15 protein-coding genes, 1 pseudogene and 1 riboswitch are annotated in these 11,715 nt (G+C 43.1%); of the genes and pseudogenes, 7 read left to right on the top strand and 9 right to left on the bottom strand.

The annotated features are described in order from the left end of the window. Positions 1-75 precede the first annotated feature (75 nt). The 7 genes from JG770_RS10385 to JG770_RS10355 all read right to left on the bottom strand — a co-directional run bounded on the left by JG770_RS10385 (position 76) and on the right by JG770_RS10355 (position 7,396). On the bottom strand, positions 76-1,143 hold the full coding sequence (locus JG770_RS10385) for a substrate-binding domain-containing protein (RefSeq protein WP_291958696.1): 1,068 nt from the start codon (positions 1,141-1,143) through the stop codon (positions 76-78). Positions 1,144-1,147: 4 nt separating this feature from the next. Further along, positions 1,148-2,716 carry a response regulator gene (locus JG770_RS10380; RefSeq protein WP_291958693.1) on the bottom strand — a complete coding sequence of 523 codons (1,569 nt, stop codon included), beginning with the start codon at positions 2,714-2,716 and terminating at the stop codon, positions 1,148-1,150. Then, complete coding sequence (locus JG770_RS10375; RefSeq protein ID WP_291958690.1) at positions 2,713-4,164, bottom strand: sensor histidine kinase; 1,452 nt, start codon at positions 4,162-4,164, stop codon at positions 2,713-2,715. Before JG770_RS10375 ends, JG770_RS10380 begins: the two co-directional genes overlap by 4 nt. Continuing rightward, positions 4,154-5,170, bottom strand: a complete 1,017-nt coding sequence (locus tag JG770_RS10370) for a substrate-binding domain-containing protein (protein WP_291958688.1) — start codon at positions 5,168-5,170, stop codon at positions 4,154-4,156. The genes JG770_RS10375 and JG770_RS10370 overlap by 11 nt, the downstream gene beginning before the upstream one ends. 238 nt (positions 5,171-5,408) lie before the next feature. Beyond that, positions 5,409-5,547, bottom strand: a riboswitch (cyclic di-AMP (ydaO/yuaA leader). 103 nt (positions 5,548-5,650) lie between these two features. Next, on the bottom strand, positions 5,651-6,199 hold the full coding sequence (locus JG770_RS10365; RefSeq protein WP_291958685.1) for a 2-phosphosulfolactate phosphatase: 549 nt from the start codon (positions 6,197-6,199) through the stop codon (positions 5,651-5,653). Between the two features lie 97 nt (positions 6,200-6,296). Beyond that, complete coding sequence (locus JG770_RS10360; RefSeq protein WP_291958682.1) at positions 6,297-6,821, bottom strand: spore maturation protein; 525 nt, start codon at positions 6,819-6,821, stop codon at positions 6,297-6,299. Then, positions 6,818-7,396, bottom strand: coding sequence for a nucleoside recognition domain-containing protein (locus tag JG770_RS10355; RefSeq protein ID WP_291958678.1), 579 nt, complete (start codon positions 7,394-7,396; stop codon positions 6,818-6,820). Before JG770_RS10355 ends, JG770_RS10360 begins: the two co-directional genes overlap by 4 nt. Positions 7,397-7,542: 146 nt before the next feature. On the opposite strand from JG770_RS10355, the gene JG770_RS10350 reads away from it, so the two are divergent. The 3 genes from JG770_RS10350 to JG770_RS10340 are packed head-to-tail and all read left to right on the top strand — an operon-like array spanning position 7,543 to position 8,609. Then, on the top strand, positions 7,543-7,737 hold the full coding sequence (locus tag JG770_RS10350; RefSeq protein WP_291958675.1) for a spore coat associated protein CotJA: 195 nt from the start codon (positions 7,543-7,545) through the stop codon (positions 7,735-7,737). 13 nt (positions 7,738-7,750) lie between these two features. Beyond that, a complete protein-coding gene (locus JG770_RS10345) occupies positions 7,751-8,017 on the top strand; it encodes a spore coat protein CotJB (RefSeq protein WP_291958673.1) in 267 nt (88 codons plus the stop codon). A gap of 19 nt (positions 8,018-8,036) precedes the next feature. Further along, positions 8,037-8,609 carry a manganese catalase family protein gene (locus JG770_RS10340; RefSeq protein ID WP_291958670.1) on the top strand — a complete coding sequence of 191 codons (573 nt, stop codon included), beginning with the start codon at positions 8,037-8,039 and terminating at the stop codon, positions 8,607-8,609. A 104-nt stretch (positions 8,610-8,713) separates the two neighbouring features. Here JG770_RS10340 and JG770_RS10335 read toward each other — a convergent pair whose 3' ends face one another. Then, positions 8,714-9,235, bottom strand: a complete 522-nt coding sequence (locus JG770_RS10335; RefSeq protein WP_291958667.1) for a DUF308 domain-containing protein — start codon at positions 9,233-9,235, stop codon at positions 8,714-8,716. Between the two features lie 248 nt (positions 9,236-9,483). Here JG770_RS10335 and JG770_RS10330 point away from each other — a divergent pair, with 248 nt between their 5' ends. The 4 genes from JG770_RS10330 to JG770_RS10315 are packed head-to-tail and all read left to right on the top strand — an operon-like array spanning position 9,484 to position 10,780. Continuing rightward, positions 9,484-10,053 carry a sigma-70 family RNA polymerase sigma factor gene (locus JG770_RS10330; RefSeq protein WP_291958664.1) on the top strand — a complete coding sequence of 190 codons (570 nt, stop codon included), beginning with the start codon at positions 9,484-9,486 and terminating at the stop codon, positions 10,051-10,053. Between the two features lie 47 nt (positions 10,054-10,100). After that, positions 10,101-10,325, top strand: coding sequence for a DUF1659 domain-containing protein (locus tag JG770_RS10325; protein WP_291958660.1), 225 nt, complete (start codon positions 10,101-10,103; stop codon positions 10,323-10,325). A gap of 42 nt (positions 10,326-10,367) precedes the next feature. Beyond that, entirely contained in the window at positions 10,368-10,583 is a 216-nt protein-coding gene (locus JG770_RS10320) for a DUF2922 domain-containing protein (RefSeq protein WP_291958658.1), read from the top strand. A 50-nt stretch (positions 10,584-10,633) separates the two neighbouring features. Further along, complete coding sequence (locus JG770_RS10315) at positions 10,634-10,780, top strand: YvrJ family protein (RefSeq protein WP_291958656.1); 147 nt, start codon at positions 10,634-10,636, stop codon at positions 10,778-10,780. A 27-nt stretch (positions 10,781-10,807) separates the two neighbouring features. Here the strand turns inward: JG770_RS10315 and JG770_RS10310 are convergent. Further along, a pseudogene (locus tag JG770_RS10310) lies at positions 10,808-11,529 on the bottom strand (sporulation peptidase YabG). Positions 11,530-11,715 lie beyond the last annotated feature (186 nt).

The raw sequence follows: 11,715 nt of genomic DNA, 5'->3' as shown, positions 1-11,715 counted from the left end.
TTATTTGTTTCTTAATTTATTTATTGAGATAGGAAGATCACTAAAAATATAGAAAATTTTTATTTTAAAAAAATACTATCTGCCGTATATCTCATCATAATTATGGAAACCGTCTTTTATGACGGTATCATCGAGGTTGCTTATATCAACGGCAACCGGCTGCAATACATAATAAGGCACGTCATATTTGCCATCATATATAGTATTAGGTACACTTATGCTTTCGCCTTTAGCCAGCTTTACAGCCATATCGACCGCCTCTTCGGCAAGCCTGTCGACGGGTTTATATACAGTCATAAATTGAGTTCCGTCAACTATTCTTTGGCACGCCGTCAGGTCAGCATCTTGCCCCGTCACCATGGCCTTGCCGCTTAGCTTATATTCAGACAGCGCTCTTATAGCACCTGCGGCCAACATATCGTCTGCTGCCAATATTGCATCTATTTTAGTTCCCTTTTGAAGATATTTCTCTGTTATATTAAAAGCATACTCAGACATCCAATCCTCTGCCCACTCTTCAGCTATTATATTTATTTCCCCTGCTTTTGCAAGCGGCGCCAATACATCGTCATAACCTTTTTTTAGTAAACTGGTATTGTTGTCCGACGGATCCCCGTTTATAATCAAATAATTGCCCCGTGGTACCTTGTCCACAAGCGCTTGCGCCATGAGTTTACCTACCTCTTGACTGTCAAATGATATATACAAATCGACATTCGATTTCAATACCAGCCGGTCATATGCTATAACCTTTACGCCGGCTTTCTTGGCCGCCTCTACCGCATCGGCCGATTTTTCACGGTCATTAGGTACTATGACCAGCACATCTATACCCCGGCTTAACAAATAGTTCACCTGTTCGACCTGATCCTCATCGTTATTATTGGCATTTTGAACGATAACATCGGTCCCGAGAGCCTTTGCCCGCGCTACAAAGATATCCCTGTCACGCAACCATCTATCTTCTTTTAAGGTACCCATAGAGAGGCCTATTTTTATACCGTTATTATTTCCCTCAGACTCTCTGGCCCTTGAGTCCGACAAATTTTTAAGCTCTCGGGTATCTATAATAAGCAGTATTATAAGCGCGATCAATATTGTCGACAGTATAACAGTAATATAACGGCGCATTTTAGTACTCATAGGCTTATATCTGTTCCCCTCCCAGCGAAGCCCTGTATTCCGAAGGGCTTTTGCCGGTATATTTTTTGAATAACTTGCTGAAATAATTAGGATCATTGTATCCCACGCTATAGCATACATCCTTTATGCTTCTAGATGGGTCCGCCAGCAATTCTTCAGCCTTTTGTATTCTTAAACTGCTAAGATACTCCACAAAATTTCGGCCGGTTTGTTCTTTAAAAAATTTACTGAAATAATGGTAACTCATATTCACCTCACGAGCCACATCGTCCATGGTTATATCCTTATTATAGTTTTGCGCTATGAAATCTTCAACGTGTCGTATAATCTCATTAAGCACCGTATCCTTTCGTGCTCTTATGTTTTGTGATACTGTTTTAATCCATGCCAATATAGATGTTTTTATTTCTTCTATATCGTCATTCCCAGAAATACTATATGTTGCAGGCATATTGCCTTCCATATAATAGGACGCCGTTCTATTAAGCACGATGAAAAGTTCTCTCAGCATATCGGCCATCTTGTCTTCTCTCCCTCTGTAGTTCAATGCCATCCAATCGAATATCTCATTAAACAAGCGCACAGCACCTATACCATCGCCCATAATAACCTTGTCTATTAATAATTTTTCCTTATTAAACGGATAGATATCTTTTTGGGCAAAGACTATGCCCTGATCATCAAAATGGGATATCTTCTCCTCATCGATTTTAAGAGTTCTATCGGCTTCATCATATGATACAGTGAAGTTCTCTATGTCATATGGCCTGCCTATGCCTATTCTATAGTTTAGGTTAACCCTTTCATCCAATCGGGAACACAGCCTTTTGGCTATTTCTATAGATTCGTTTTTTATCTCAAAGCTGCTCATTTGACGTTCCACCGGCACATATGCGGCTATGCTGTTGAGCATGGGCGGGCCTACAAGGCACGGCACTATTGACTTAAGCTCGGTGGCGAAACAATCGTAAAATACCTGTTTGTCAATACTGCCGGCAACGCTGTCCACATAGTCTACGTTGCCTATCATAACATAGCCGTAGTCAAGTTGCATATCAAAAATACTTTCGTAAAATTCTATATTGCCGTCGTCGATTTTACCATAGAAATGCGAATACACAAACTCGCTCTCCAGATACGGTAATATTTTGTTTAACGCTTCTTTAAGCTCCAATTCCTCGGCCATGGACTTGCGCTGTCTTGTTATGGTTTCAGTCGCCTTATCTATTACCTCGATTATTTTGTTCTTATTAAGCGGCTTAAGCAAATAATCAAAAACGCCGAGGGCTATGGCATCTTTGGCATAATCGAAGTATTCATATGCTGTTATTATAATAAATATTATGTCGCTATGCCTCTCCTTAATTTTTTTAATAGCTTCTATACCGCTTATTCCCGGCATGCGTATGTCCATAAGCACTATATCGGGCCTTATTTCATTTATTTTTTCAACGGCTTCGCGGCCTGAACGCGCGCTTCCTACCAATGCAGTATTGGGTATACTCTTCTCTATTACAAACTTTATAGAATCTATCACTATTTGCTCATCATCGGCTACAAATACCTTTATCACGGTTTATCCCCCTCCATAGGCAACTTCAAAGTTACGATAGTTCCTTTGCCTTCTTCGCTGTATATCTCTATAACATCGCGCACGTTATCGACATCATAAAACAGCATAAGCCGCTTTATAACGTTATGCAACCCTATGCTCGAGCTCCCATCGCTTTTATCCAGTGAAAGTATTTTGATTATTGTATCTCTATCCATGCCTTTACCATTATCCGTCACCTTCACATAAATATAAGGTTTATAATACCTCGCTTCAATTTTTATAAATCCCTTGCCCTCTATGTCCTCTATGCCATGTATAAATGCGTTTTCCACCACTGGCTGTATTATGGTAACCGGTATTTTATAATCTAATATAGCTTCATCGGCATATATTTCAAAGTCCACCTTGTCTCCAAACCTTGTTTTAAGTATATACATATAATTCCTCACATTGCCGATCTCATCCTTCAGAGTAACAGGCTGATCGGTCTGACGCAGGTTATAGCGGAACAACGATGCCACCTTTTCTATAAATTCAGAGGATTTATCAGCGCCTTCCATCATAGCCAGCTGCGATGCCGCATTTAATGTATTGAACAGAAAGTGAGGGTTTATCTGAGCCTGAAGGGCCTTCAATTCAGCTTCTTTTAGCTGTGTTTTCAGCTCTGCCTGTTCCTTTATTTCCCGTATATATTCCTTTATGCTGGCCAGCATCCTTGCAAAAGCATCTGCGAGCACCTTCACCTCATCGTTAGTAGTCATATCGTTTAAAGGCTCCACATCAAAATCGCCTTCGCTGACTTTTTCGGCAGAATGAGAAAGCGCTATCAGTGGACTGGTTATCCGACCGGTCAGATATACGGCAAGAAAGAGGCTCAATGCCATTGAACCCGATATCAGAAATATCTCTAAATAGCTTATATACGATACATTCCTTGCTATATCGCTGTACTGTGCGGCTCCTTTATCAAGATTATTATACAGCAGCTCGTTTATATACAATTCGATATATCCGGCTATTTGATTTGCTTCGGTAAAGCTCTTTATATACTGGCCGCTGTTTCTGGCTCGTTTTGCATTAACCGCATCATCGGTTTTTATCAGGAGGTTCTGGATCATATTGCCTATATCCTTCATCATAAGGCTTGCGGCATCATAATTGTAATCTTGCGTCATCTCATGGGACTTGCTCTCAAGTTCATTGTATAAGGTATAGTAGTTCAAAAGCGCATCGGACGAACGCGTGGAAAGGTATTTCTCCACCTCGGCTTCCAAAGAATTTATACCGGAATAAAGGTCGTTTAGCTCCATATAATCGGCAAATATGCCGCTCATTCTGTCAGTGGCGTTCTTTGCATTATAATAAGACAAAATGCTGATACCGCTCATTATAATTATCACGATCAGATAGTATAAAAAAATTTCTCTCCTTATACCGGTCATTCTAAATATACCTTTACTGCGCATATGTCATATCATCCTTAGTTATTATCTTCAAATCGGTATCTATAAAGGCAGAAACATTGTTTTCTTCTTTGATCTCCACAAGCGATTTTATGCTATTATAGCCCATTTTATAAGGGTCATTCATCACTACCCCGTATATGACGCCTTTATTTATATAATCCAGTATATCCTCACTATCGCCATAGCCGACAATCTTGATTTCCCCTACCTTATTGTAATCGACCACAGCCTGAGCCACCCCCAGCGTATCGCTGGCATCGGTAACATATATGGCGTTGACTTTAGGCTGGCTGCGCACAATTCTGCCGACTATATCTTCCGCGCTCAAAATACCCATTTCAGACGTATAGATATCGGCAATGCTTATATTTTTATAATTCTTAGCTACGGCGCTTTTAAATCCGCTTATAGCTATATTCTGACTGGACACATCGCGCTGTGCGCTGTTTATTATTATGGCCACATTTCCCCTTCCTCCTGTAGCGTCGTTTACAAGCCTTGCGGCTTCTTCTCCAAGCAAAAAATTGCTCACGCCGACAAAAGTCTTTCTTTTACTGGCAGCCGCGTCGTTCTCCATGGTAACCACCGGTATGCCCTCATCAGCGGCGGTATTTATGACTTCGGTAAAATCCTCGTTATATGGCACATGAGTAACTATGCCGTCCACTTCCGATGCTATCGCTATATTGAGGAATCTTTTTTCTTCTTCGGGATCGTTAAAGCGCGGTGCTTTGAATTCATAAGCCACGCTATAATGTTTGGCGGCATCGTCCGCGCCTTTCTTTACCTCCTGCCAAAAGGGGTCGCTCAGATTTGGCGCGATCATATAAAAATGATATTTGGGCCGATCTTCAACAAAAGAGTTTATTCTTTTGTTAACGTTCGTTATCATCGCGCCGGTTATCATAATAGCAATTATAAGTGCAATATTTATGACATTCTCTTTAATATAGTTTATAAATCCCATATCATTTAAAGCTTTCACCTTTCGTATATAATGCCTCATAAGATTATTGTAGCATCATATAAGCGCTTATAGCAATACATACGCGAAATTTCAGTGTTGGTTTAAAGCGTACAACGGCAAGGAATGCTTTAAAAGAAAACCCTGCAGAAACATGCTGCAGGGTTCTAAAAGGTGGGTTTTATGTCAAGCTTTAAAAGCTCGCTGCCATATCGGTTTTGCCTATATACAATAAAAGGCAAAATAAAAACCGCAGAGTTACCGCGGCTCATTTAATCCGTTCCACTCCCTTCCAACGCCTACGAGGTTAGCTGACGGGCTCGAGCTGAAAGAGTTGCTCTATCCTTTATGGAATACGCCCCATCTGATGGTTCCCCCGCTTTACGGCAATAATGCCGAAAATTAAGCGCTCAACGAACTTATTAACTTTTCACAAAATTATTATATAACATGAATGCTAATGGCTCAAGTCCCATAATTGACGATTATAGACCGCATTATACTCTTTATTGCTCATCCTTGCTATCTATTAGCTTTGTTCCTTATAATACCATTTTCGTAATGCGGCACTATATCTATAACATCGTGTTTTAAGCAATACTTTATATCCTCTTCAAATCCGGCTTCCATGAGCTTGCCATAATGGTATGTATGGCTCAGCAGCCTATTCAGATCGCTCTTATTCAGCTCATATATGTATCTGCTGGTCAGCGCCAAATCGTCGAGCTCCACATCTTCCTTATTGCGGCATATGTAAGATACCACCATACCGGCCGTAACCACATCGTCTAATGAGAACTTGCCGTCCGTACCGGCGCATAATATGACGATATCTTTATTCTCCTGGACAGTTCCCCGTTCACCTGCTAATAAAAACGTATTTTTATCATAGTTCTTGGCCATATTTACGGCTTCTTCTATCTCCATAACCGGTATTACTTCTTTACACCCGTTGGCCAATGCCGTAACAATGGTGCTTGTGGCTCTGAGCACATCTATTACAACGGCTACTCTTCCTTTTAATTCTTTCTCCAATATGCTATTTTCCGTCGCAAAAACGCTAAGATTCATGGATAATCGGCACGCGGTCGCAACCGCAGCCCCTCCTTCCTGTATACAAAAACTCCAGCTTTTTTATTATACATTTTTGTATAGCATCATGCAAGCTTCAATTACCAAATACCCATCGTACGGCCATGGCTGCCACAATAAACCCTGTGATATCAGCCATAACAGCGGCCGGAAGAGCATGGCGGCTTTTTTTCACTCCTACCGCTCCGAGATAGACAGTCAATACATAAAAAGTGGTTTCAGTAGAACCCATCATAGTAGAAGCTACTCTGCCTATATAGGAATCCGGCCCTGCCGTAGACAGAATATTGCCAAGCACGCCCAATGAAGCACTCCCGGATAGCGGCCGTACTATTATAAGCGGCAATACCTCCGAGGGGATACCCAGCGGTTTCAATACAGGCGCCGTAAAACGAGCCAGCATATCCATGGCCCCCGACGCCCGAAATACCTCTATAGCTACAAACATCGCTATCAGATAGGGCATTATCTTAAAAACCGTCGTTATCCCTTCTTTAGCCCCATCCACAAAGGCATCATACACCTTTACCCCCCGTATATATCCCGCAGTTAGAACAAAAAAAATAAAAAGCGGCACCAGCCATGACGATATAAGCCTCAATATATCGCCTTCTCCAGCATCTTAGCCACGCATATACCGATCACGGCAGCACAAAAAGTGGTTATCAGCGTCGTGCCGATTATGCCAGCCGGATCAGAAGAGCCGGCACTGCTGCGCACAGCTATCACTGTGGTGGGTATGAGCTGCAACGATGCGGCATTTATAACTACCAGCATAGCCATATCATCGCTGATAGTCTCTTTATGATGGTTTAACTGCTGTAAATGCTGCATTGCCTTTATACCAAGCGGCGTAGCGGCATTTCCCAGGCCCAGAACATTAGCTATCACATTCATGGATATAGCACCCATGGCAGGATGACCCTTGGGCACATGAGGAAATAATATATGTAGGACGGGACGCATTATGCATGAAAGCGCATCTATTAGTCTCGCTCTTTGTGCTATCTCCATTATCCCCAACCATAAACCATATGCACCTATCAGGCCAAATGAAATTACGACGGCCTGCGAAGCCCCGTCTATGGCCGCTTTGGTAACAGCATCGGCCTGATCGTTCAGCAAACCTACAAATATACCGACTGCCAGCATCACCGCCCATACGGCATTTATCATACTGTCCACCCCATCTGCTTTTTGCGATATATACTCGATTAATATATATTCGGCAGTAGGCGGTTTTATTCGACGAGTACCTGTAACACTTTCGCAACGCTCGAATAAAATATATATAGACTATATATTGTGAAAGGAGAATAGCCATGAATAACGGTTATTTAAACTATGAGCAAAATGCTCCACAAAAGCCTCCTTTCCCGGGCGACAGATATCCAGGGCTAGCCGAGGCATATGTGCCGTACCAGCGCTATACAAACAGCTTTCCACCTATGGAAGCGTTGAAAAACGGCACCATGTTTCCCGAACTGGTAAAGCCCTATAATAAGGTAAAGGCATAGGGAGGAAGATAAAATGTCTGACAATAGAACAGAAATGTTGAATCAAATAAGAGCCATAGAATTTATGGCGGTCGAATTAAACCTATATCTTGATACGCATCCGAATGATCAAAGGGCTCTCAACGAGTACAACTATTACACAAGACAGCTCATGGGAGCTAAAAATGAATATGAACGGCGTTACGGGCCTTTGAGCAATTTCGGAGGATCTTTCAGCCGCTACCCATGGCAGTGGATAGAAGAACCATGGCCATGGCAACAGGACATTATCCCCGATTAGAAAGTGGAGGAGTAGTAACATGTGGTTTTATGAAAAGAAAACACAATACCCTGTGAAAATAAAAAAGACCGACCCTCGGATGGCCAAATATATATTATCCCAATATGGCGGTCCTGACGGAGAATTGGCAGCTTCTCTGCGCTATCTCTCTCAGCGCTATGCCATGCCTACCCCCGAAGCTATAGCCACATTGAACGATATAGGCACCGAGGAATTAGCCCATTTCGAAATGATAGGCTCTATGGTATATCAGCTGACCAAAGACGCCAGTATAGAACAAATAAAAGCCACTGATAACGGCGTTTACTATACGGACCACGATAAGGGCATATACCCCAGCACCGGTACAGGCGTGCCCTTTAACGCCGCCTATATACAGTCCAAAGGCGACCCTATGGCCGATATACATGAGGATATGGCGGCCGAACAAAAGGCTCGGGCCACATATGAGCATCTGCTCGATCTGGCCGATGATCCGGACGTCATGGAACCGCTTAAATTCCTGCGTGAGAGGGAAATAGTCCATTTCCAGCGTTTCGGCGAGGTAATGGATAAACTGCAGGAATACCTGAATTCAAAGAAGTATTTTTAACAAAAAACCGGACCTGTTCGTAGCCGAAACGGCCGGCTATGCTGCCGGCCGTTGAACTGAAGCAGCGCTCCATGCTCATCTTTCATGGATGCGATTATTGCAAATTATAAATCAGATCGGCTGATAACGCCATAGACCAGATGCACGATACCGCCGATGAGCAGCGAAATTCCGATAATGATTGATATTGAGAACCATGCTATAAAAGGATTGAGCAACAGCAGCGCTCCCACAATCAAAAGCAATACAGCCATTACAACGGTCGCAGTATACAAATTAGAAGCTGCAGTCTTATATACCCTTGCATCGATAATACGCCGTATAGCATCTATGATAAACCAGATACCGATAATATACACGAATACATTAATAGCAAAGTCGGGCTGGCTCACCAGTATAATGCCGAAAATAATCACCAATACGCTCAAAATCAGATGGAAAGTAGTTATGTTGTTCTGCTCATGCCTGATATTTTCCACAAGAGAAACAACGCCGCTTACAATGACCGCGATGCCGACCAGCAATGCTATAGCCCTTATGGTGCCGGTAGGATTAGCAAACACAATGATGCTGGCAATTATCATAATGATCCCGATAGCAATGGCCAACCACTTTATATTCTTCACGTAAAATACCCCCTTAAATTTTTCATAATTCTATTTTCATATTATTACAAATCAAGCCATATGTCAATCTCTTTATAGGCATTTATCGCGGTTTTTTTTATTTTTGGTCTATTTTTCGCGCCGTTTTGCCTTTTTTCGCATGCCCAAAAAGCATTATCCTGTTTTAGACCAAACGGCCGTTGGCAATTAAAATATAATCATCGCGCGATGATAAGGCCGGCCTGTTAAATAAGCAGGAGGTAACTATCATGGATTATCAGCTAAAACCGCTGGTAGAGAGGGCAAAGGCAGGGGATAACGAGGCCGTAGCAGAAATATTGGAAAGGGTAAAGCCCCTTATGCTGTCATCGATATCCAAGTGTCACAGCGTTATCATGGATGACGAGGATCTGTATCAGGAAGCTGCTATAGAGGTCATATGCAGCATAAAGGATTTTGACGATGAACGGAACGTGCCTTTTTTGGTTTTTTTGAAAAAACGCATATTCTACAGGCTTAAAAATTTAACCCGATGCGAGCGGCAATCTCTATCGCTGGATCAACCCATCGGCGACGGCGCGTCTACCCTGGCCGACATCATACCCGATGCCCGCCCGTCGGTAGAGAATATAGTGCAAACAGAACAGCAGCACCGGCACCTATGTATGGCCATGGCAGCATTGACGCCAAAGCAGCGCCGCGTGCTCAAGATGCATTATCTGCAAGGTATGTCCATGGCCGATGTATCCCGAAAGGACGGGCTCCATTATCAGGCAGTGATAAAGCTCAAGGAGCGGGCACTTAAAAATATGCGAATTTTTATGGAAGACGATATATAACAATAGGAGGCTTTTTGCTATCTATATTATTGTAAGGAGGTGAGAACATGGCAGTAGAAGTAAGGCCTACCGTAACCCGCTTGCGTATAAATATGGATTACGGCACCGATGCCAACGGCAGAAAGCTTACGCGCAGCAAATCCTTCAACAACGTAAAGCCCGATGCCGCCGATCAAGCCATATTCGATGTGGCCGTGGCTTTAGCCGACCTGCAGGAACATCCTGTAACCGCTATACGCAAGGTCAGCGAAAGCGATCTGGTACAGGCGTAAGGTAGTGACGCAAATAATACGGGAATAAGGAGGTGAAAGCTCGTGGAGAATGTGCTGGAATTGCTCTTTGAAAACGTCGCCGGCCGCGCTTTCCGCATAACGTTAAACGATCCGAAACCGGACTTGACGCCGGCTCAAATACAAAGCGCCATGTCGCTGGTATTGAGCAATGATATATTCGATCTGGAAGCCGGCCCTTATACTATAAGCGGGGCCAATATAATAACCACAGATACCACGCCTATAGAGCTGGCATAAGCCAAAGGGTACCCGCAACGGGTACCCTTTTTTGAAAGGAGATGAGCTAAATGGAGCAATGGCTCAGTTCCATAGCCAACCTCGGTTTCCCCATAGTGGTCTCCATATACCTGCTGGTGCGCATAGAGGCCAAATTGGAAAACCTGACCGGCAGCATAAATGAATTGGCCCAGGCTCTGGTGCAGTTCAAACAATAAGGTCGGGCGGCGGCAAAAGTCGCCGCCTTAATATTTGCCTTTAGGCATGCCCTCCCTGTACTTGCCCCTCGTTTGTACACCTCCTATGCCTTGGGCTCCTGTTATAGTGGCCTCCAAAACATCTTTAACCTGTACTATGGTATTTATATCGGTATAAGCTATTTTTTGACATATAAATACCGGGTCCAGCGCATGGATCATAACCCGTCCCGGCGAACTGGCGAAATTGGCACCGGCATGCAGCAAGGCTTCGTAATTGGATTGACACGCCCCCGCAAATATAACCAGCTCATCCAAGGACGGTATATACCGCCTTACCCTTTCAACGGTTTCAACAAAGTAGTTTGAATTCCTGTAATTATTGATATCGGCTATATTCTTCTTGTTTTTTCCCATAGCATCGTGTCCGGTTATAACCAATATATCCGGCAGATAGTCCTTTAAGGACGCGCGAAGGTATCGGCGCGCATGGCGCGGAATGCCGAGCGCATTCGAGCAGTGCTGCCGGAGATACACTTTCTAAGATACCTCTCGCATTTCATACTCATCTCCCTGGTATACTTATTCATCATATCGGGTGTTACCTTTACCAGATCATCCAATGGGGCACTGGCTTCCACACGCATGTCTATACCCTTCAATAATGCCGTGGGTACCGGTTTATCCAATATAGCGCATATCTTGAATAACATATCGAAATTATAAGAACGCCTGGTCACTATGTCTCCTACCTCAAATGCCTCGCTCATATCATATCAAACCCCACATAGTAGTATATATCACCATATATACTATGTGAGACTAATATACATTGCTACAATGAATAGCCGATAAGCAACTGCAATTCGTAATGTGGCAAATTCAGCGCCTGCAAAGATATAAATCCTACGCCCGCTATAGGCTTGACATATATACCTCGCTACGGCTGTGAAGCT

This window comes from Mahella sp., from assembly GCF_020054945.1.
Classification (GTDB): domain Bacteria; phylum Bacillota; class Clostridia; order Mahellales; family Mahellaceae; genus Mahella.
The sequence above is the reverse complement of the archived record's forward strand: the minus strand, read 5'-3'. Positions and strand labels throughout refer to the sequence as shown.